At 71.1% G+C, this 22,379-nt stretch carries 11 protein-coding genes; 5 read left to right on the top strand and 6 right to left on the bottom strand.

Going from position 1 to position 22,379, the window contains the following annotated elements; translation table 11 throughout:
- Window positions 1-61: 61 nt before the first annotated feature.
- Complete coding sequence (locus ACQP2T_RS17895; RefSeq protein WP_433517257.1) at window positions 62-2,278, top strand: SulP family inorganic anion transporter; 2,217 nt, start codon at window positions 62-64, stop codon at window positions 2,276-2,278.
- A 33-nt stretch (window positions 2,279-2,311) separates the two neighbouring features.
- Window positions 2,312-3,325, top strand: coding sequence for an NAD-dependent epimerase/dehydratase family protein (locus ACQP2T_RS17890; RefSeq protein WP_433517256.1), 1,014 nt, complete (start codon window positions 2,312-2,314; stop codon window positions 3,323-3,325).
- Between the two features lie 220 nt (window positions 3,326-3,545).
- On the opposite strand, the gene ACQP2T_RS17885 is transcribed toward ACQP2T_RS17890, so the two are convergent.
- Window positions 3,546-4,427 carry a TlpA family protein disulfide reductase gene (locus ACQP2T_RS17885; protein WP_433517255.1) on the bottom strand — a complete coding sequence of 294 codons (882 nt, stop codon included), beginning with the start codon at window positions 4,425-4,427 and terminating at the stop codon, window positions 3,546-3,548.
- The gene (locus tag ACQP2T_RS17880; RefSeq protein WP_433517254.1) at window positions 4,424-6,313 is read right to left on the bottom strand and encodes an ABC transporter ATP-binding protein; all 1,890 of its coding nucleotides are present in this window, start codon (window positions 6,311-6,313) and stop codon (window positions 4,424-4,426) included. The genes ACQP2T_RS17885 and ACQP2T_RS17880 overlap by 4 nt, the downstream gene beginning before the upstream one ends.
- A gap of 274 nt (window positions 6,314-6,587) precedes the next feature.
- Between ACQP2T_RS17880 and ACQP2T_RS17875 the strand changes: the two genes are divergently transcribed.
- The gene (locus ACQP2T_RS17875; protein WP_433517253.1) at window positions 6,588-6,758 is read left to right on the top strand and encodes an SflA family class IV lanthipeptide; all 171 of its coding nucleotides are present in this window, start codon (window positions 6,588-6,590) and stop codon (window positions 6,756-6,758) included.
- 143 nt (window positions 6,759-6,901) lie between these two features.
- Entirely contained in the window at window positions 6,902-9,637 is a 2,736-nt protein-coding gene (gene lanL / locus ACQP2T_RS17870; RefSeq protein ID WP_433517252.1) for a class IV lanthionine synthetase LanL, read from the top strand.
- A 354-nt stretch (window positions 9,638-9,991) separates the two neighbouring features.
- Here lanL and ACQP2T_RS17865 read toward each other — a convergent pair whose 3' ends face one another.
- Both ACQP2T_RS17865 and ACQP2T_RS17860 read right to left on the bottom strand, forming a co-directional pair.
- Window positions 9,992-11,290, bottom strand: a complete 1,299-nt coding sequence (locus ACQP2T_RS17865; RefSeq protein ID WP_433517251.1) for a M14 family zinc carboxypeptidase — start codon at window positions 11,288-11,290, stop codon at window positions 9,992-9,994.
- A gap of 69 nt (window positions 11,291-11,359) precedes the next feature.
- Entirely contained in the window at window positions 11,360-12,439 is a 1,080-nt protein-coding gene (locus tag ACQP2T_RS17860) for a TOMM precursor leader peptide-binding protein (protein WP_433517250.1), read from the bottom strand.
- A gap of 370 nt (window positions 12,440-12,809) precedes the next feature.
- On the opposite strand from ACQP2T_RS17860, the gene efeB reads away from it, so the two are divergent.
- Complete coding sequence (gene efeB, locus ACQP2T_RS17855) at window positions 12,810-14,018, top strand: iron uptake transporter deferrochelatase/peroxidase subunit (protein WP_433517249.1); 1,209 nt, start codon at window positions 12,810-12,812, stop codon at window positions 14,016-14,018.
- Here efeB and ACQP2T_RS17850 read toward each other — a convergent pair.
- The gene (locus tag ACQP2T_RS17850) at window positions 14,015-14,611 is read right to left on the bottom strand and encodes a hypothetical protein (protein WP_433517248.1); all 597 of its coding nucleotides are present in this window, start codon (window positions 14,609-14,611) and stop codon (window positions 14,015-14,017) included. The genes efeB and ACQP2T_RS17850 overlap by 4 nt on opposite strands.
- A 3-nt stretch (window positions 14,612-14,614) precedes the next feature.
- Window positions 14,615-22,318, bottom strand: a complete 7,704-nt coding sequence (locus ACQP2T_RS17845) for an RHS repeat-associated core domain-containing protein (RefSeq protein WP_433517247.1) — start codon at window positions 22,316-22,318, stop codon at window positions 14,615-14,617.
- Window positions 22,319-22,379: the final 61 nt, after the last annotated feature.

The raw sequence follows: 22,379 nt of genomic DNA, 5'->3' as shown, positions 1-22,379 counted from the left end.
ATCTGTAAAGCCGCCGATGACCCCTTAAGCCCCCGGCACGCGGGGCAATAGGGTTCGACATATGATCGGCACTCTGAGTCGCGTGCTGAGCACGCTCAGGTACGACGTACCTGCCTCGCTCGTGGTCTTCCTCATCGCGGTGCCCCTCTCGCTGGGCATCTCGATGGCCTCGGGTGCCCCCCTGGCCGCCGGGTTGATCGCCGCCATGGTGGGCGGCATCGTGGCGGGCGCGCTCGGTGGCTCCGCCGTACAGGTGAGCGGGCCCGCGGCGGGCCTGTCCCTGGTCGTCGCGGATCTCGTGCAGACGTACGGCTGGCGGGCCACCTGCATGATCACTCTGATCGCGGGGGCGGTGCAGCTGGTGCTCGGGGTCTTCCGGGCGGCCAGGGCGGCGCTGGCGGTCTCGCCGGCGGTCATCCACGGCATGCTCGCGGGCGTCGGCGTGGTCATCGCGCTCTCCCAGCTGCATGTCGTGCTGGGCGGCAGACCGCAGCGCTCGGCGCTGGCCAACATCGTGGAGCTGCCGGCGCAGCTGGCCGATATGCACGGCCACACGGTGGCGGTGGGCCTGCTCACGATCGCCGTGCTGGCGCTGTGGACGCGCCTGCCCAAACGGGTCAAGGCGGTGCCGGCGCCGCTGGCCGCGCTGCTGGTGGCCGGCGTGACCGCGTGGGCGTTCGACTGGGACGTCACCCGCATCGACCTGTCCAACGCCGTCACCTCCTGGGCCTTCCCCGTGCTGCCGTCCGGCGACTGGCACCGGATCGTGGCGGCCGTGATGCTCGTCGCGCTGCTGGCCGGGGTCGAGTCGCTGCTCTGCTCGGTCGCGGTCGACGGCATGCACGACGGCCCCCGCACCGACCTCGACCAGGAGCTGAGCGGGCAAGGCGTGGCCAACATGGTCTCGGGCGCGCTGGGCGGGCTGCCGGTGGCGGGCGTGATCGTCCGCAGCACCGCGAACGTGCAGGCGGGCGGGCGCAGCCGGTTCTCGGCGGTCCTGCACGGGGTGTGGGTGGTGGTGTTCGCCCTCGGGTTCGGGTGGACGATCAAGCTGATCCCGATGGAGGCGCTGGCGGCGCTGCTCGTCTTCATCGGCGTGCAGATGGTCAATCTGGGCCATGTCAGGAAGGTGCACGGCCACGGCGAGGTGCCGGTCTACCTGGTGACGATGGGGGCCGTGCTGGTCCTCGGGCTGGCCGAGGGGGTGCTGGCCGGTCTCGCGCTGGCCGCGCTGCTCGCGCTGCGGCGGCTGACCTGGGTCACCGTCAAGACGCGGCCGGAGCAGGACGGGCGCGTCCACGCGACGATCTCCGGTTCGCTCACCTTCCTTGGCGTGCCCAGGCTCACCCACGACCTGCGCGCCATCCCGCCCGGCACGGCCGTGGACCTCGACCTGAACATCGACTTCATGGACAACGCCGCCTTCGAGGCCATCCACTCCTGGCGGCTGAACCACGAGCGGCTGGGCGGCAGTGTCGACATCGACGAGCTGCACGACGAGTGGTACGCGATGGCGGCCAGCGGGACCCGCCTGTCCCGGACCAAGACGCCGCCGCGGACGCCGGACCGGTGGTGGCTGCCGTGGTCGCACCGCCACCACCGCCCCGCCCGGCACGGCGGGTCGGCGCCGGGCACCCCCCGTCCGGCCAGCGTGGAGTGCCAGCTGACGGCGGGCGCGCGGGAGTATCACCGGCGTACGGCTCCGCTGGTGCGGCCGATCTTCACCGAGCTGGCCCGCAAGCAGCAGCCCACGCACCTGTTCATCACCTGCGCCGACTCACGGGTCATCCCCAGCCTGATCACCGCGAGCGGCCCCGGAGACCTGTTCACCGTGCGCAACATCGGCAACCTGGTGCCGCGCAGGGGCGCCGAGCCGCACGACGACTCGGTGGTGGCGGCCATCGAGTACGCGACGCAGGTCCTGGGCGTGCACACGATCACGGTCTGCGGACATTCGGGCTGCGGGGCGATGTGCGGGCTGCTGAGCGGCGGGGTGAAGGCGGGCAGCCTGCCGGGGATGCGGCGCTGGCTGCGGCACGGCTACCACAGCCTGGCCACGTTCATCGAGACCGCGGACGAGCCGCTCGACGGCGGGGCGCTGGACCGGCTGTGCAAGGTCAACGTGCAGCAGCAGCTGGAGAACCTGCGGACCTACCGCAAGGTCGACGAGCAGGTGCGGGCCGGGCAGCTGGAGCTGGTGGGCCTGTACTTCGACATCAGCTCCGCCAGGGTGCACATGCTGCCGCCTCTCCCGTCTACGCTCTCCGTGAAGATATGACCGGTTTGTTGGTCGTACGCGAAGAATGTCGGCATGAGAGTACTGGTCATCGGCGGGACGAGATTTCTGGGACGAGCCATCGTCGAGGAGGCGCTGGCTCGGGGGCATCAGGTCACGACGTTCAACAGGGGGCAGAGCGGGGCGGATCTGCCCGGAGTGGAGGCCATCCGGGGTGACCGCGAGGTGACCGCGGACCTCGAACGGCTGGCCGACGGGCACACGTGGGACTTCGTGGTCGACACGTCCGGCTATGTGCCGCAGGTCGTCGGTGCGTCGGCGCAGGCGCTGTCGGGACATGTGGGGACATACGCGTTCATCTCGTCGGTCTCCGCCATCGACGGCTTCCCCGGCAAGGCCGCCACCGAGGACTCGGGGGTGTGGGCCTGCGCGCCGGACGCCGGTCCCGACGACGGTGACTACGGGGTGCTGAAGGGCGGCTGCGAGCGGGCCGTGGAGCAGGGGTTCGACGGCAACGCGCTGATCGTGCGGCCGGGCCTGATCCTCGGCCCGTACGAGAACGTCGGCAGGCTGCCGTGGTGGCTGAACCGGATCTCCCAGGGCGGCCAGGTGCTCGCGCCGGGTGATCCGGGCACGCCGATGCAGCTCGTGGACGCGCGGGACATCGCCGTCTTCACCCTGGACCAGGCGGAGCTGGGTACGGCCGACCGGTTCGCGGTGACCGGGCCCGCGGGCAACACCACGTACGGCGAGTGGCTGGAGCTGGGCAAGGAGGCGACCGGGTCGGACGCGGAGTTCGTCTGGGTGGACGACCGGTTCCTCGTCGATCAGGGGGTGGGGACGTTCGTCGAGCTGCCGCTGTGGGGCGGGCCGCCGTCAGAGGAGATCGCCAACTTCTGGAGCGTGCCCACGGCCAAGGCCGAGGCTGCCGGGCTGCGCGTACGGCCGGTGGCGGAGACCGTGCGGGACACGTGGGCGTGGTTGCGTGGCGTCCCGGAGGCTGAGCGATCCTACGGGGCCAAGGCGCAGCACGGCATCGCGCCCGAGAAGGAGGCGGCGGTGCTGGCCGCTTGGGCCGCCCGCTCTTAGGGAAGTCCAGACGTTCTGCGTAATCGTCCACAGACCGCTGGGCGGCGGCGGGTTAGCGTCTACGGTGTCGCGCTTGGCAGTCCTTGGTCCCCCACCCTGGCCCGGTGCGACGGCCGGTCCTCAATCCCAGGGGCCGGAGGGGCGGAGGTCATCCGCTGTCAGTGGTAGCGGGACAGCCGGGTGGTCACCTCCGCCCCTCACCACGCACGGCGGCTCGTACTCAAGTCCTGGTTCGGCCAGCAGCCGAGGGGACGTGGGCCAGCAGGGCGTCGAGAGCGGCGGGCTCGGCCGCGCCGCCCGCCGCCAGGACGACGCCCTGCCGGTCGGTCAGCACGGCGTACGGCGGCCAGGGGATGCCGTGACGATCGAACACCCCGGGATCGATGACCAACGGCAACTCGACCTCCTGGGCCTCCAGATATTCGCGGACCCGTCCCTCCTCCGCGGCGCTCACTAGGACGACCTCCACCCGCTCCGCCGCGACGAAGGCGGGCAACATCGCGCTGCAGAGACCGCATGTCGGCGCGATCAGCGCATAAAGGACGCCGGGCCGTTCAGAGGTGAGGGCCACCGCAGGTGGGGTCACGTCCCAGTGGGTGCCGGGGCGGGGACCGGCGCGGCCGCGCTCCACGGCTCCGATCAGCCGGGCCGGCACGAAGGTCAGCACGAGGTACGCCGCTCCCACCAGCAGGTGGACGAGGGTGAACGGGGAAGGTCCCGCGACAGCGGCCATGACCGCCAGCACCGCGAGCAGACCGGTACGCGTCATGGTGGCGGCGCCGACGAGGCCGTGGTCGCCGAAGCAGCCGCAGCCGGCGCTCAGCCCGCGCCACAGCACGGACGCCATCGCGGCGAGGAAGACGGCGAACAGCGCCGCCGCGAGCAGCGCGCCCCAGCGCCGGGTGGGTGGCGCGGTGAGCAACCCCGCCGCCACCAGCTCCGCCACCACCACCGCGACGGCGGCGACGACCGTGAGCCGCTGCGGGATCAGCCGGTAACCCGCGATGTCGGCGGCGAATCCTGCCAGGTCACGAGCCTTGCTCACGGCCGCGTACAGCAGGACCGCGATCAGCGCCACATAGGCCGACGACAGAACGATCATGTGGCCGCGTCCCGGTACGCCTGGGCCTGGAGGGTGTACATGTCGGCATAGAGGCCACCCTCCTCCATCAGCTCGGCATGCGTGCCCTGCTGGGCCACCCGCCCATGGTCTAGGACGTAGATGCGGTCGGCGTACCGGACGCTGGCCAGCCGGTGCGTGATGAGGACGATGGAGCGGCCGTCGGCGTACTTGCGGATGCGCTCGAACAGGGCGTGTTCGGCGCGGGCGTCCAGCGCGGAGGTCGGCTCGTCGAAGATCACCAGGGCGGCGTCGCGGTAGAAGCCGCGGGCCACGGCGATCCGCTGCCACTGCCCGCCCGACAGGTCGTGGCCGCCTCGGAAGCGCTGGTCGAGCAGCGAGTCGTACCCCTGCGACAGTCCGGCCACCACGTCGTCCGCCCCGGCGGCGGCCGCGGCGGCGGCCAATCGGTCTTCGTCCAGCGGGCGGCCCATGAGGATGTTCTCGCGGAGGGTCAGCGGCCAGCGAGTGTGGTCCTGGGCGATCACCGAGATGAGCCCGCGGGTGTCGAGGCCGGCCAGGTCGGCGCCGTCCCAGCGGATCGTCCCCGAGTCCGGCCGGTACAGTCCGGCCAGCAGCTTGGCCAGCGTGGTCTTGCCGGAGCCGTTCTCCCCGACCAGCGCGATGACCTCGCCGAACCCCACTTCGACACTGATCCCGTTGAGCGTGGGGCCACTCGCCCCCGGGTAGGCGAACGTCACCCGGTCGGCGGCCAGCCGCCCGGACGGTTCCGGAGTCGCCGTACCGGATGGCTGTCGCACGCGTGAGGCGGCCAGCTCGCGGAAGGACAGGTAGTCGCCGAAGTAGAGGCCCGCCTCGTACAACCGGTTCATCATCTGTACCAGCGCGGCCAGCGACATCTGGCCGGCGCGGATGGCCAGCACGGCCGCGCCCGCCACCGAGAGCGGGATGACGCCGACGGCCAGCAGCCCGGCGAGCGCGGCGTAGACGGCGACGGTCGCGACGCCGGTCAGCGCGTCGCCGGCGGCCTTGGTGACGGCACGGCGGCGCGCGACGTCGAGCTGCACGTCCTGTTCGAGGTCGGCGACGTTCGCGTACTCGCCGAGCAGGAAGTCGCGCAGCGCGAACGCGCGCACCTCGGCGGCGGGCAGGCGCTCGGCCATGAGGTCCGACAGCATGAACTTGCGCCGCCGCGCGGCCGACAGCCGGTAGTACCCCTCGTACTGCAGGCGCGCCGCCCGTACCGCGGCCCAGCCCGCGGGCACGACCGTGACCAGCAGAAGCGGTGTCAGGAGCGGGTGCATGAGGCCGAGCGCCACGGCCGAGGCCAGCACGCCGACGGCGCCGCCGATCACGGCGATCGTCGCCTCGACCACGCCCGCGGCGTCGGGCACGCCGCTGTCGCGGGCTCTGCGCATCGCGTTGTGGAACTCGTCGTCGTCGAACGCGGTCAGCTCCACCTGGGTGGTCAGCTCGAAGAGCCGCGTCTCGGCCAGCCGTTCGACCTCCACCTTGAGCCGCGCCTGGGCCCAGGTGGCGGCGGTCAGCAGCGCCCCGCGCAGCGCGGCGGCGGCCGCGACCAGCGCCAGCGCGGGCAGCGCCGCCCGGACGCGCTCGGGCGTCGGACCGCCGGCGAACAGCGAGGCGAGCACGTCGGACGTCGCGACCAGGCCGTAGACGGTGAAGATGCCGGCCGCCAGGTTCCCGGCCAGCGCGATGATCGTGTCGCGGCGGTGCGCCTCCCATGCCATGCGCAGCGCGGACATCACCAGGTACGGCAGGCGACGCGCGATCTTCGCCATGCTCGCCGTCAGGAGTTCGTCGCCATGGCTCTCCCAGTAGGCGAGCGCCAGCCCCGACCTGTCCGCCGCGACGTCCGGGGTTCGCTTCTTCCAGAACGCTTTCATGCGGGAAGCCAGGGGATCACCCAGCCAATCTAGGTGACCGTTGTGTCGCCGTAAACCCCTTTTGTAAACGATTCCGCCTTGGCGCGGTCGGGGCAAGGAATCACGTTCCGTGATGCCTGGACATATTTGGCGAGGTATGCACATAATGCGTCCGTTTGGCCGCGACAGGCGATTCCCTTCGCGGTCAGGGCACGGGTAACGGCACTTATCCGGCGCCGCCCCCAGGCTCAAGCCCCACATCGGCCGCCTACCGGTGGCCAAGAAAGGAGCCCCTATGTCCGTTCTTACGATGGAGCCCCGCGACGCAGGCGTTCTGGAGTACGAGGACCTCGCCGTCGACTTCGAAGGCGAGCTCGCCGCACTGCTCCACGGGCCTCAGGCCTGCGTGAACACCTGCAAGCGTACCGTTTGCTCGACGTTCCCCTGCTGCCCTTCGATCGTGTAATCGGGCGGTAACGCGTTAGGCGTTCCGCGGCGGCGCGCTCCTTGCGCCGTACCGCTGTGGAAAGGCCATCGGTGCACTTCCGGTGGCCTTTCTTCAGGCATCCGGCCGGTCGGTGCAGAAGGGTTTTCTCGTTGACGGTAAATGTGATTGTTTCTCTTACCCATTTTGCCGAGTCGAACACTAGGGAAATCTACGAGGGCGACACCTGGGTCAGCGTCCACGACCCGCGTGCCACCACCCCCAACCAGGGCTGGAAGCTGCATGTCTCCGCCCGTCCCGGCACTCTGGGCGACACGCTCGAACGGGTCCTGCCCGTCCTGGCCGACGTGTCCTGCGACTTCAAGGTCGCCTGCTCACCCGAGAAGCTCGCGGAGCTCAACTCCGGAGACCTCGACCCGGGAGCGGTCGGCAAGGCCATCACCGTCTACCCGCGGCCGGACGAGGTCGTCCCCCTCGGTCACCGGCTGGCCGAGGCGCTGGCGGGGCTGGCCGCGCCGCGCATCGTCAGCGATCGCCAGGTGCGCCGCGGCGCGCCGGTCTATTACCGGTACGCCCCCTTCGCCCCCCAGTACCGCGTGGACGAGAACGGCGACTTCGAGTTGATCATCGTCAGCCCCGACGGCGAGCACCTGCCGGGCGCGGCGGGACCCGAATTCTCCTGCCCGCCATGGGCGACCGACCCGTTCCGCCCGCAGAGCGGCGTCCCCGACTCGCCTCAGGACCCGCCTCGGGACTCACTTCGGGACTCGCCTCGGGAAGGCGCCACCGGGCCGGACGCCGGTGAGGCGCCCGCCAGGCTCATCGGCAACCGGTACCGCGTCACATCCGGCGTCGCGCGTGGCCCGCGCGGCAACGTCTACCGGGCCGAGGACGCCGACGGCCGGCCGGTCGTGGTCAAGGAGGCCCGCGCCTACGTGGGCGAGAACGCCGAGGGCTGGGACCTGCGCATGTACCTGCGCAATGACCTTCGCATCCTCAAGGCCCTGGACGGCGTCCCGGGCATCCCCACGCCGATCGACCACTTCCGGCACGGCGAGGACGAGTTCCTCGTCATGACCGACGCCGGCAGCCTGGACCTCAACCGGTTCGTCGGCGAGCGGGGCCGCTTCACCGAGAACGGCAGCGACCGGGACCTCACCGCGCTGGCGGGCCGGCTCCTGGAGGTGCTGGACGCCGTGCACGCGCGCGGCGTCGTCGTCAGGGACTTCTCCCCCAAGAACGTGGTGCTCGGCGACGACGGCCGCTGCACGCTGATCGACTTCGGCAACAGCAGGTACGAAGGGCTGCAACTGCCCGGGTGGAGCCGTGGCTACAGCGTGCCCGGCCAGCAGGCTGACCGCCCCTCCGAGCCCGCCGATGACTACTTCTCGCTCGGGGCGACCCTGTTCTTCTCGGCGACCGGGATGAACCCCATCATGATCGACCCCGACCCGGCCAAGAACGTCGAGCGGACACTGATGTGCCTGGCCCGGATGTTCCCCGGCGCCACGACGGGCGTCGTCGGGCTGCTGCCACGCCTGCTCAGCCTCGACGCAGAGGAGCGGGTGGCGGCTGCGGCCGACATGAGGGCTGACGTGAGTGCCTGCTTCAGCGCCGACGCCAGGTCTGACATCGGGGCCGACGCCGAGACGAACCTCAGGTCCGACGCCGGAGCCGACGCTGAGGCGGACGCCAGGTCCGACGCCGGGGCCGACGTCAACGCCGACGCCGGGGCCGGGCGGGCGGGTCGTACGGCGTCGCGGTCTGACGGGGTGCGGTTCAGCGGTGCGCTGCTGTCGCAGGTCCTGGATCACACCACCCGCGTGTGCGTACGGTTCGCGGAGGGCCTGATGGACGGCCCGGCGGACGCCCGGACGTCAAGCCCGCCGGTGACGAACGTCTACGGCGGGTCGGCCGGGGTCGGCATGGAGCTGCTGCACCACCCCGAGGCCAAGACCGTCGCCGCCGACCTGGCCCGCTGGACGGCGCGCGTCATGCCGCCGACCGCGCTCCCCCCGGCGCTGTACTTCGGCCGCACGGGGACGGCGCTGTTCCTGGCCGCCGCGCGGCTGACCGCCGTACCCGAACTGCCGGACATCGGGCCGATCGTTCTGGAGGGCGAGCAACGCGCGGACCAGGCGCACGGCGTCGCCGGTATCGGCGCGGGGCACCTCTCGCTGGCCGCGCTGGAACAGGATCCGCGCCACCTGGAAGTGGCCGCCGAGTGCGCCAGACTGCTGGTCTCCGGCGAGGTGACGGACTCCAAGGACGCGGTGGCACCGGCCCAGGCCGGTTCGGGCGTCAACGTGGAGATGGCCTTCGCCCACGGCGCCGCCGGATGCGCGGAGTTCCTGCTCTCCTACCACGAGGCCACCGGCGACCACGACGCCGGGCAGGCGGCCAGGGAACGCTTCGAGTCGCTGGCCACCGCCACCGAGATCATGCTCGGCGAGCTCACCGGGCCGGACGCCAAGGCCATGGGCGCGTCCTGGTGCCAGGGCATCTCCGGCATCCTCGGCCCGCTGGCGCACGCGGCCGGCTCGTACGGCGAGGACCGCTATCTCGACCTGGCGGAGCGGGGCGCCCGCGCGAGCCTGGCCATCGCGCCGCAGGCATGGGTCGTGTCCCAGTGCTGCGGCCTGGCGGGCATCGGCGAGGCGCTGATCGACCTGGCGATGGCCACCGGTGACGACTCCTACTGGCGCGGCGCCGAAGAGGTCGTCGAGCTGATGCTGATGCGCGCCGGCGGCGAGCCCTCGGCACCGGTCTTCACCGGCAACGACCTCGACAAGCCCGGCTATACCTGGGCGACCGGCGCGTCCGGCGTCCTGTCGTTCCTCCGCCGCCTCGACCGCCGCACCGGCTCCCGCCTGTGGACGGCGAACTGGCGGCTGCCCTAGGCGCTCCCTCCGGGTGGTTCGTCACGCGACCGTCTTGGTCTGTGTGCGGGTCCGTGGTGGCTGGGGTTCTTGTGGAGGAATACCCCCTTCGGGGGAGACGAAGAAACGGTCCGAGGTGGCGGAGGTCCCCGTCAAGGGACATCCCCTACGAGGGGAGACGAACAAAACGGTCCATCGTCAGCGAGGCCCCATGAAGGGAACCTCCTCGGCGGGCGAGGAAGAAGACGGCCCGTTGTGGCGGAGGACCCCGTCAAGGAACACCCCCTCAACGGGTGAGGAAGAAGAAGCCGGGCCGTCATGGCGGAGGTCCCCGTCGAGGGACGCCTGGTGGACAGGCGTGGTCGCCACACCGGCTCAGCGCAGGCGGCGGGCGGCGGCCAGGGCGGCCTCCGTCTGGATCGTGACGATCCGGCCGAGCGGGTCGGCGAGCTGGACCAGCTGGCCCTCGGCCTCCGCGCAGAGGCGCCCCATGCGTTCCTCCAGCGCGGCGCGGACGGCCGTCAGGTCGGCCGGGCGGTTGCCCGCCGCCGCCTCGGCCGCCAGTAGCCGCAGGAACATGGCGCAAGCCCGCAGCGGCAGGCGGCGCACCGTGTCGTGGATGCCGCTCGCCTCGGCCCGCGTGACGGTCCTGGCGGCGTCCTCCCCGTCCACCGCGCCTTCGAGCGAGGAGACCAGCAGGTCGGAGACGGCGAGCGTGTCGTCCACCGCCGCGTGGAACGGGGTGTGCGCGACGCACCGCGGCCGGACGTCCGTTCGCGCGCGGGCCAGCGGCTCGATCTCCTCGCGCAGCCGTACCGCGGCCGCCTTGACCAGGTGGCCGAAGGAGAGCCCGGCGTCCGAGGGGTCGTCGCACCCCGGAGTGGTCCACAGGGGCACCTCGGCGATCAGCGTGAACGTGCCGTAGCGGTCGGCGTAGTGCCAGCTCGACGCCCCGTACGTACGAGGGGTGCGCGCGTCGCCGCCCGTCTCCACGAAGTCGATGTGCTCGGCCGGCGGCAGCAGCGTGACGCCGGGCCCCGCCACCTGGTAGCCGACGGTGTCGATGGGCCCCAGGTCCAGCGGGACGCCCTGGCTCGCGGCGATCGAGGCCAGCTCGGCGGCCAGGCCGGGCATGTCGCGGGTGATCTGGAAGTACGCGCCGCCGAAGTCGGCGTTGTGCAGCGACAGCATGAACACGGGCCGCAGCTCGTCTATGACCCGCATCAACGCCAGGGTCTCCGGCAGCGGCCGGTCGAACTGCTTGCGCCCGGCATGGATGGGAAAGGTCCATTCGGGCTGGTTGCTCATGGACGGCCGGTAGAAGTGGCGGTGGTAGTGGCTGATCGTGTACGGGCCCGCGTACCAGCCCTCGTTCAGCCGGGCGCCGTCGGGATCCACGCACGCGATGAAGTGCCAGGTGAACCCCCGTCTCTCCGCCTCGTTCTCGCACAGCACGGAGGCCAGGCGGAGCACGGTCAGGAAGCCGGCGGGCTCGTTGGCGTGGGGGCCGCCGAACACCAGGGCGTTCTGGGGCCCGTCCCCGATCGAGACCAGTTCCAGGGGCTCGCCCCGCCGGGAGGCGCCGACGAGGCGTCTGCGGCAGGTCGCGGGGAACCGGTCGCACAGCTCCCGCAGTAACGCGGCCATGTCGTCGATGGTCGGGATCACGCGCATGGGGGAAGCCTCTCAAGCGCGCGCCGCCACGTCACGTGGCCGATACAGGACGTTTCGCAACCTCGCCCATCAGGGGCGGAGATCCCCGCAGACCTGGCAGGTGTCGAGCCGGGTGACAGGCTGCTCCGCCGTCGCCATCGTCAGGAGGTCGAAGTGGACCACCCGGCCGACCAGGGCGGGCGGCACCACGCCGGTGAGGTGGCGGACCGCCTCGGCGGCGACGAACCCGGCCACGATCGCGCAGAGCGGGCCGAAGGCCGGAATGCTCCGCCCCTGGTTCAGTATGGCGGGCAGCTCCCACCCACCGTTGCGGACCCGCAGCTCCTCGTCCAGGCAGGCCAGGCAGGCCGAGCTCCCCGGCACGACCAGCGGCCCCGCGATGCCCAGGTGCTGGCTGAACCCGCCCGGCAGGAGTGGCACCCCGGCGGCCACGCAACCGGCGTTCATCCATTGGCGGATCTGCGGCTGCGGGCTGTCGGCCGTGGCGATGACCAGGTCCGCGTCCGCGACCAGGTCCGCGACGTCCCCGGCGCCGGTCAGCGTGCGGTGGTGCGTCTCCACCTTGACCTCCGGGCTGTGCTCGGCGAGCCTGCGGGCGGCCGTGTACACCTTCGGGCTTCCGACGTCCTCCGCCGAATAGAGGTATTGGCGGTGGAGGTTGGACTCGTCGACGTCGTCCTGGTCGACGAGCCGCAGCCGCCCCACCCCGGCGGTCGCCAGTTGCAGGGCGACGAAGCCGCCGATCCCGCCGACGCCGAGGACGGCCACCGTACGCCCGGCGAGGTCCGCGGCCATCTCGGCGGCCCGTGACGCGGGCTGGAACATGGAGAAGAACAGTGCCTGCCGCGACGTGGGAACGTGGCGCGTCAGCAGCTCGACGTCCTGCTCCTCGACCAGGATCCGGGCCGCGAGCAGAGCGGTGATGGCCTGGTCCACCTCGGCCGCCGTGACGCCGCCGATCCCCGCCGTGAGGCTGACCAGTTCCTCGCGGGGCAGGGCGGTGGAGGCGCACCGCCGTACCAGCTCGCGTAGGGCCGGAGAGGCGGACTTGAGCACCTTTCCGGTGCCCGGCAGGTCGCCCAGCCGGACTAGTTCGCGGCGGTCCTCAATGAACAGGGGAAACGCCGGGTTGACCAGAACGCGCGACAATTATCCGCTCCACGTCAGAAAAAGGCGCGGGATCGGCGACCCGGGTGGTCACCAATCCCGCGATGAGTATCAGCTGTTGCTGTTTCCGCACGTGAGCTCCACTGCCTCTATCTCGGCAATCGTGATCTCCATGCAGTCCCCCCTCCTGATGATGCTGGGACATTTGGGGCTATAGCGAAGAAATGTCCTCGAGCGAGGAAGGTAGTTTCCCCAACCGCCAGTGTCCACCGCTTTGGGGATAAATGACCCACTTGAGCCAGTTTGTTCAGTAGCCCCGTCTCCGAAACGGGCTTTACGGGGAAGCCCTATCAGGCCGGTCGAGACGCCACCGGGGAGCAGGGTAAGGTCAAGATCTTCGACGGGAGGTGCGGTGGGGAGACTGAGCAGGCGCGGGCTGCTGACCGCCTCCGGCGCGGGCGTGGTGGCCGGCGCGGCGGCGACGGCGGGCGCCTTCCTGCTGGGCGAGCCGGAGCCGACGGCGAGCAGCGCGGCCCCGGCACAGGTGGTGGGCTTCCATGGGCCGCACCAGGCGGGCATCGCGACGCCTGTCCAGGACCGCCTCCACTTCGCGGCCTTCGACGTGGCCGTGAGTACGCGCGAGGAGCTGATCGCGCTCCTGGCCTCCTGGACCAGGGCCGCCGAGGCGATGACCGCGGGTCGACTCACCGCCGACGACGACTCCGGTGAGGCCCTCGACCTGCCCGCCTCCCGCCTGACGCTGACGGTCGGGTTCGGTCCCACGCTGTTCGAGCGGGCCGGGGAGGATCGCTTCGGTCTGGCCGCCTCGCGGCCGCCCGCGCTGGCCGACTTACCGCCCTTCCCCGGTGAGAAGCTCGACCCGGCGCGCGGCGGCGGCGACATCGCCGTCCAGGCGTGCGCCGACGATCCGCAGGTCGCGGTGCACGCCATCCGCACGCTGGCGCGGATCGGGCTGGGCCGGGTGAGCGTACGGTGGTCGCAGCTCGGCTACGGCAAGACCTCCTCGACCACGCCCGGCCAGCTCACCCCGCGCAACCTCATGGGCTTCAAGGACGGCACCGACAACATCCCGCACGACGACCACGCCGCGCTCGACCAGCACGTCTGGGCGGGCGCCGCCGATGGGCCCGGGTGGATGACGGGCGGCAGTTACCTGGTCGCGCGGCGGATCCGCATGCATCTGGAGTCGTGGGACCAGGCATCCCGGCAGGACCAGGAGGCCACGATCGGCCGTACGAAGACCGAGGGCGCCCCGCTCGGCGGCAAGGGCGAGCGGGACAAGTTCGACCCGGCCAGGCTGCCCGCCGACTCCCATGTGCGGCTGGCCCATCCGTTGTCCAACGGCGGCGTACGGCTGCTGCGGCGCGGCTACTCCTTCGTGGACGGCAGCGACACCCAGGGCCGCATCGACGCGGGCCTGTTCTTCCTCGCCTACCAGCGCGACCCGCGCCGCCAGTACGTGCCCGTGCAGCGCAGGCTGGCCACCGACGACCGGCTCTCGACCTACATCCGGCACGTGGGGTCGGGCCTGTGGGCCTGCCCGCCCGGTGTGTCCCCCGGCGGGCACTGGGGGGACACACTCCTCGGAGAGAGCGTCTAAAGCTCGTCGGGGCGGATCCAGCCGCCGGGCACCAGCAGGGCGAGCTGTTCGCGCAGCAGGTCGCGCAGCGGCCCGCCGGGCTGCTCGCCGTAGACCTGGAGCAGCCTGCCCGGCCGTTCAAGGATCTCCTCGGGGTCGTCCTGGCGGGCGGTGTACTCGGCGATCAGCTCCGGCAGGCGGGCGGCGACGTGCTCGTCCAGGCCGAGCCGGAGCGCCGAGCACAGCTCGTACTCCCAGGCCACCAGATAGCGCCAGAGCTTGTCCTCGCCCTCGAAATAGGCGCGCTCCAGCCGGGAGAAGGCGCCGAGCACCGCGCCGTGGTCGCCGTCGCGGTAGGCGAGCACGATGAGGTGGAACAGCGCCCACTGGTGCCCGCGCCGCAGCAGCTCCGCCCGCTCGAAGGCGGCCCGCGCCTCGGCATGGGCGCCCAGCAGGTACAGGGTGTAGCCCCGCACGTAGTGGGCGTCGGCCGAGCCGGGGGCCTCCTTCAGCAGCCGCTCGCTCTCGCGCAGCAGCCGTCCGAACGTCTCGGGAACCTCCGGCCCGTCCTCGGCCGCCTCGATCAAACCGGCGATCGGGGTGTCAGCGGGCACCGCTCACCATCCTCCGGAGTGGCCGGTGGATCTGCCGTTGGCCATCCAGCGCTTGGCGGTGGCGCGCAGCTCCCTCTCGATCTCCGGCAGCATACCCGGGTGCTCCCTGATGAAGCGTTCGAGATCCCTGGCGGCGGCCTTGAAGCCCTCGCCGTGCCGCCCGCTCTCGAAGCTGGTGTCGCCCCGGTACCGGTCGCGGATCTCCCGCTTGACGGAGTTGGCCCACTCCGTCGGTGACAGCCAGCCGCAGGGGTACTTGGGCCGCGGGCTGTTGTGGACGAGGACGTCAGTGCCGCCCTGGACCACATGATAGGTGTGCGGCCCGTCCACGCTGAGGTTGTGCACGCGCTGGCTGTCGCGGTGCTCGGTCTCCACCGCCGACACCTGGACGAGGGTGCCCGCCGAGGTACGCAGCCACATGCCCGGCCGCAGCTCGGCGGCGGGCAGCCAGGTCTTCAGCGCGGGCACCCAGAACGGGTGGTTGTCGGTGGCTACCAGCACTCCGCCCGCGATGCCCACCTTGACCAGGTCCTTCGCTCCCTGGCTGGTCATGGTGGCGACGACCGGTTGTGCGGTCGTCCTGCCGGTGGCGGGGTCGGTCGCCAGGACCTTGTCGCCGACCGCGACGTCCTCGATGGGCTTGGCGCTGCCGTCGGCCATCCGTACCTTGGTGCCCGGCACGAAGCTGCTGGTCAGGCGGCAGGTCTTGCCGACGCTCTCCACCACTTCATCGCCGTACTTGCCGAAGCGGGCGAACTTGGTGCCGCCGAAGGTGATCGAGCCGAGCGCGCCCTCCAGGCAGCCCTTGCCGAAGCCCCGGGCGTAGTCGCCGAAGGAGTGCTTGCGGCCGAGCAGCGCCCCGGCGACGGTGTTGATCACGCCGTTACCGAGGCACGCGCCCACGGCCGCGGCCACCTGCGGCGGGATGGTGCCGTCGGGGTCGGTGTAGTCGGCCGGGTCGCCGAGCGCGTACTCGTAGAGGTTGTATCCGCCGCCGAAGCCGATGGTGTCCTCGGAGATGAAGCGCCGCAGCGACGGGGAGTACAGCCGGGACCTGTTGTCCTGCAGCCCGCCGGGGATCGGCGCGCCGGAGACGCGGCCGGTCCAGCGCACGGTGTTGGGGTCGTCGGCCGCGGAGGAGGTGGTGGCGCCGAACAGGTCGTAGCCGTAGGTGGTGGTGATCTGGCCCGAGCCGTCGGTCAGGGCCAGCGTGGAGCCGAGCGCGTCGGGCAGCAGCCCCTGGACCTGGCCGTCGCCGCTGATCCTGGCCAGGGCCTCGTCCTGGCCGAAGCCGTTGAGGAAGGAGACCTCCGCCCCGCCGGGCCCGCTCTGGCCGATGAGGGCGTCGCCGTCGAAGCGGAAGCGGGTGGTGTCGGTGCCCGTGGTGCTGCCGACCCTGCGTCCCGCCGGGTCGTAGCCGAGGGTCGTTGTGACGCTGCCGTCCGACACCGTCACGAGCTCGCCGCGGGCGTTCCAGGTGTAGGTGAAGACGCCGTCGGAGGTCAGGTTGCCGGCCGGGTCGTAGCCCAGGGTCCGGCCGCCGTTGCCGGTCAGCCGGTTGGCGTCGTCGTAGGTGAGGCCGGTCGCGGGGGCGGGGAGCTGGGCGCGTACGAGCGTGCCGCGCATCCGGGTCCGGCGCCCGAGCTGGTCGTAGTCGTAGGCCACGTCGCCGACGCCGGTGGTGCCGCGCTTGTAGCCGATCGAGGTGAGCAGGCCCGACTTGTCATAGCCGTAGGCGGCCGTGATGCCGCCGGGCAGGGACTTGGAGGTCATCCGCGCGTCGTCGTCATAGCCGTACACGGTGCTGACCGCGCCCCGGGTGACCGACTTGAGCAGGCCGTTGGGGAAGTAGTCGTAGCCGACCGCCGGCTGGCCGGAGGCGGTCATGGTCTTCAGCCGCCCGGCCGCGTCGTAGGTGTAGCCGACGGTCCCCGCCGAGCTGGTCTCGGAGGTCAGATGGTCGAGGTCGTCGTAGCCGTAGGTGATCTTCCCGGCGCCGGTGGTGGAGTCGCTCAGCTCGCGGATGCGGCCTCTGTCGTCGTACAGGGCGCTCTGCGTCGACTCGTAGTTCTGGCCGTTCTTGCCGAAGCCGGTGAAGGTGGCGCGGCCGAGCTCGTCGTAGCGGTACTCGGTGACCTTGCCGCGCCGGTCGGTGACCGTGGCCAGGCGGTTCATGCCGTCGTAGGTGAAGGTGTCCTTCGCGCCGAGCGGGTCGGTGCGTTCGAGCAGTCGGTCGGCGTCGTCGTACCGGTAGGAGGTGATCTTGCCGCGGGCGTCCTTGACCGAGGTGATGTTGCCGTTCTCGTCGTAGCCGAAGATCGTCTCGTCACCGCCCGCGTCGGTGACGGACCTGAGCACGTCGGCCGCGTCGTAGACCCGCCCGGTGGAGGTCCCGTCGGGGGCGATCGTCTCGATCACCCGGTTGGCCGCGTCCCGCACGAAGCGCGTCTTGCGTCCCTCGGGGTCGGTCACCGCGCTCAGGGCGCCGTCGACGTAGTCGTAGGTGGTGACGCGTCCCTGCGGGGTGGTCTGGGTGCGCGGGTGGCCTTGGGCGTCGTAGCTGGTCTTCCAGGTACGGCCGTTGGCGTCGGTGATCTCTTCGGGGTTGCCGCGTGTGTCGTACTTGAAACGGGTGACGGCTCCCGTGGGGTCGGTCAGCGTGTCCGGCCTGCCGTACGGAGTGCCCTGGTACGTGGCGTGGCCCGTCACGGTGGCCGAGCCCGCGGCGCCCTTGAGCTCCAGGGGGTTGCCCGCGGAGTCGTAGGTGATCGTCGTGGTGCGGCCGAGGCCGTCGTCGATCGTCCTGGGCAGGTCGCTGTCCGGGTCGCGGGTGATCCGGATGGTGTGCTCACGGCCGGTGCCCGCCGCCTGGGTGTCGGTGGCCAGGTATCCGAGGTCGTCGTAGGTGGTCTTGCGTACGGCGCCGTCCGGCTCGGTGACCTGGGCGGCGACGACGCGCGTGCCGTCGAGGGTGTAGGCGAAGGCGTAGGTGCCCTGGCCGAGGATCGTCTGGGTGGAGACCCGGCCGTTGGCGTCGTAGACGTTGGTCAGGTAGGTGTTGTTACGGGCGTCGGTGATGGTGTTCATCCGGCCCGCGGTGTCGTAGCCGTAGGTGGTGACCTGGCCGGTGGGGCCGGTCACGGTCTTGAGCCGGTCGCCCTCGTAGCCGTACGTAACCGAGCGGCCCGCATTGTCTTCTACCTTGGTGACCTTGTCGGCGGCGTCGTGCGTGTAGCTGAGCCAGAACCCGTTCGGCGAGCGGACCTCGGTGATCGGCCCGAGGTAGCTGCCGAAGCTGTTCTTGTACTTGCGAAGGATCTTGACGGTGTTGCCCTGCGGGTCACGGATCTCCTGCAGCGGCGCCTCGTCGCCGAAGACGTAGGTCATGCCGTTGCGCAGCTTGAGGTGCCAGCCGCCCGCGTTGCACCCGCCCACGTAGTGGAACCCGGACCCGGTGAACTCCGGCGAGGTGTCGCGCGCCTCGAAGACCGCGTCGCAGAACCCGGTGCCCGGCGAGGTCCGCACGTAGTGCACTTGGGACCCGTCGGGGAAGTTGAGGTCGGCTTCCTGGTACTGCTTACGCGACGACAGGTACATGTTGTACAGGTCGTTGCCGCCGATGCCCATCGCGCGCTTGCGGGTGTCGCCCGGGTTGTAGCCGCGGTTGACGGCCAGCGGCAGGACGTCGTCGACCATGAGGTCGGTCTGGCTCAGCGTGAACAGTCCGCTGCCGAGGTCGACCGGGTCACCCGCCGAGTTCAGGAACTTCAGCCCCCACTTCCACAGCGGCTCCTCGTTGCCCGGCACGTTGATCATGGCGCCGTCGAAGTCGGAGATCGCCGTGCCCGCGTCGGGGACGACCTGCCGGGCGGCCGGATCGACCTTGCCCGCGCCGAAGATCTCCCAGCCCTCGCCGCTCTTGTCGTAGTGCCAGAAGTTGACCCGCTGCCCCGCCTGCAGTTTCAGGTAGTTCGGGTAGGTGATCTGGGCGGTCCCGCCCACGAGACGGCCGCCGGCGGGCTGGACCGTGTAGTAGACGGGCACGCGTACGCCGTCCGGCATGGGGATCGGCGTACGGTCCACCGGGATCGGCGTGATGCCGACGCGCCGTACGGGCTTGCCGTCGGCGTCCTCGATCGTCACGCCCGCCGGGATGCGCACCTCCAGGCCGGGCACGCCCGGGTTGGACAGCACGACTTCCTTGGTGGTCGGCGAGGGGATGTCTATCTCGTAGTCGGTGTCCAGGGCGGGCAAGTACGGCGTATAGAACAGCTCGTTGCCGCCCGCCTTGAGCGGCACCTGCACGTCGAACACGCCGTACTTGAGCTTGCTCGTCGAGGCGCTGCGGCCGTCGATGCGCAGGCGGCGCACGCCCGGGCGCAGGTCGGTGAGCTGGAAGGCGCCCTTGGCGTCCGTGCGGGCCTCGCGGCCGTCGGCGCGCAGGGTGACGCCGGACAGCGGCAGCCCCGCGGTGGTCTTCACGACACCGGTGAGGCTCGCGTCCTTGTGCTTCTTGGCGGTGTACGACGCCACGGGCTCACCACGCTTCACCCCGTCGGGCAGCTTTTGGGATTCCGTGGCCTGCTTGGCAGCGGCAGCGGCGGCGGTCGCGACCCGGATGGTGGCCGCGCCCGTCTCGGCGTCCTTGGGGTTGATCTTGAAGGTGTACGTGCCGGCGGCGGTCAGCGTGGTGGTGTGGCTGCCGTTCTTGGACAGGCACGTGGTCCACAGGCGCGCGCCGGTGGGCGGCCACAGCTCCGTGGTGGTGCAGGTCGCGTACGTCTCGTCGATCACGGTGATCTTGACGGTCTGCCCGGCGGTGGCGGTGAAGGTGACCGCCGAGTTCTGCCCGGCCTTGGTCGTGGTGACCACGACGTCCGCGCCGCCGACCGTCGCCGCCTTCGTCACGTCGGCGGGCACGTCGACCAGGGTGACCGTGATCGTGCCGGTCCAGGCGTCCTTCGGGTCGAAGGTCAGCTTGTACGCCCCGGCGACGGGTAATTCCAGCGTGTCGATGTACTCGGCCGCCTGGTAGATACAGGTGTCCTTGGTCAGCTCGGTGCCGTCGGGCTTGAGCAGTCGCACGTCCAGGGCACAGGCGGGTGCCCCGGCCGGAACGGCGAGCTTGACGAAGAGACGACGGGCGGCCGTACCGGTGAACGTCACCGCCCCGCCCTGGCCCGGCTTGGTGATCGCCACCGCGGCCGGGGCGGCGTCCGGCGCGCTCGCCACGACCGCGTCGGCCGGGACGCCCGTCAAGGCGAACGTCACCGTGCCCGTCCAGGCGTCCTTCGGGTTGATCACGAACCGGTAGGCGCCGTCGGCGGGCAGGGTGATCGTGTCGATGTACTCCGCCGCCTGGTAGATACACGTGTCCTTGAACAGCTCCGTGCCGTCCGGCTTGAGCAGGCGCACCTCAATCCCGCAGGCGGGGGTGCCCGCCGGAATGGTGAGCTTGGCGAAGATCCGCTGCCCTGTCGTGCCGGTGAACGTCACCGCGCCGTCCTGGCCGGGCTTGTTGATCGCCACGGAAGCCGGGGCCGCGTCCGGCGAGGTCGCCACGACCACGTCGGCGGGCACGTTCAGCACCTGCAACGTCGGGGTGCCCGTCCAGGCGTCCTTCGGGTTGATCGTGAACCGATAGGCGCCATCGGCCGGCAGGGTGACCGTGTCGAGGTATTCGGCCGCCTGGTAGAGGCAGGTGTCCCTGATCAGCTCGGTGCCGTCCGGGTTGAGCAGGCGCACGTCCAGGCCGCACGTGGGCGTGCCCGCCGGGACGCTCACCTTGGCGAAGATCCGCTGTCCCGCCGTGCCGTTGAACGTCACCACGCCGCCCTGACCGGGCTTGGTGATCGCCACCGAAGCCGCCGCCGCGTCCGGCGAGGTCGCCACGACCACGTCGGCGGGCACGTTCAGCACCTGCAACGTCGGGGTGCCCGTCCAGGCGTCCTTCGGATTGACCGTGAACCGATAGGCGCCATCGGCCGACAGGGTGACCGTGTCCAAGTACTCGGCCGCCTGGTAGAGGCAGGTGCTCCTGAACATCTCGGTGCCGTCCGGCTTGAACAGCCGCACGTCGAGGGCGCACACGGGCGCGCCCGCCGGAACGGTGAGCTTGGTGAAGATCCGCTGCCCCGTCGTACCGGTGAACGTCACCGACCCGTTCTGGCCCGGCTTGACGATCGCCACGTCGGAGGGGGCCGCGTCCGGTGAGGTCTGCACGGCCACGTCGGCGGGCACGGCGTTCACTGCCGCCTTGAACGGACCACCGGTGACCAGGCCCTTGGGATCGACGGCGACCCGGTACGTACCGGTCACCGGCAGCGTGACCGTGTCGAGGAAGGAGTCGACCTGGTACACGCAGGTGTCCTTCACCAACTCGGTGCCGTCGGGGGCGCGCACACTGGCGCCCACGTCGCAGGCCCTCGTGCCGGTCGGCATGCCGAGCTTGGTGAAGACCCGCTGGCCGGCCGTACCGGTGAAGGTGAAGGCGGCCTGCTGGCCGGGGATGGTCGTAGAGAGGGTCCCCTGCGCACCGTCCAGGGCGAGCTCGGTCGTGGCGTCGGCGACGGCGGAGGCCAGGACGTCCACCTTGCCGGTCTGGTCGTCCTGCGGGTCGAGCAGCACGGCGTAGGTCCCGGGCTTCGAACCTTCCGGCAGCTCCCACTCCCATGTGCTGGAGCACATGCTCTGGCTGAGCAGCGTGGTCCCGTCGGGGCCGTACACGGTGATGGGCAGGCAGCCGGAGAACGTCTCGCCGGACATGTAGAGCATGGCGCGCTGACCGGCCGCCACGTCGAACAGCGTCAGCGCGATCTGCTGCGCCGCGCCGACCGAGACCGAGGTGAGGGTGTTCTGCGCCAGCCGCAGCGCGCCACCTGTGCCGATGTTGGCGGCCAGGTAGGGGGCGGGCGGGACGATCACGTCACCGGTGGAGACCGCGCTGCCGCCGGGGTTGACGACCTTCACGTGCCCGAACGCGGGACCCGGCGGCAGCTTGACCTTCAGATCGCCCGTGGTGGCCTGCGTCACCTGGATCTTCGGACCGTTGAGCGAGGCGATGTTGCGGATCTTGTCGGTGTCGAAGCCGCTGCCGGGAACGGTGACCTCGGCTCCCGCGTCGCCGACGGTGATGCCCGTCAGGGAGACCGCGGGCTTGGGCCGCGTTCCGGCGACCTTGAAGCCCTTCCAGACGGCGGACTTGCCGCCGACGGTCACGGTGACGTCGCCCGAGGCGGCGCCGCCGGGGACCGTCACGGCGATGGTGTGGTCGGTGACGGCGCTGGGGGTCGCGGTGGCGCCCCCGAAGGAGACCGTCACCGCCGACTTGTCCGTGCCGAACGCGGTGCCGTAGATCGTCACGCCGGTGCCCGAGGTGGCGCTGGGCGGGGAGACCTGGGCGACGGCCAGCGTACCGGCGGGCAGGTCGCTGACCTGGGTGATGTTGCCCGCGGGGTCATGGCTGATCTTCGAACCGTCGCCCGGCTGGGCGAACACACCGGTGACGCGGCCGTTGGCGTCGTGGGCGTACGAGACGTCGGCGGCCTGCGCGGGCGCCTGCCGCTGCTTGGCGGCCGGTTCAGCGGCGGGCTGCAGCCGTGTCGTGGCGGCGACCGGGACGGTGGTGATGCGAGGTGGTGCGGCGGGTGGCGGGGGTGCCAGACCGGCGATTAAGGCAGCAACGACTAAACCCGCGATCACCCGCATGCGTACACTCCGGCTCAAAATATGATCAACTCGGGCAAACCATAATGATCATTACAAACCG

The sequence above is a fragment of the Nonomuraea sp. CA-143628 genome, assembly GCF_050942315.1.
In the GTDB taxonomy this organism is placed as follows: domain Bacteria; phylum Actinomycetota; class Actinomycetes; order Streptosporangiales; family Streptosporangiaceae; genus Nonomuraea.
Note: the sequence above shows the minus strand (reverse complement) of the source record. Positions and strands in the feature narration are given on the sequence as shown.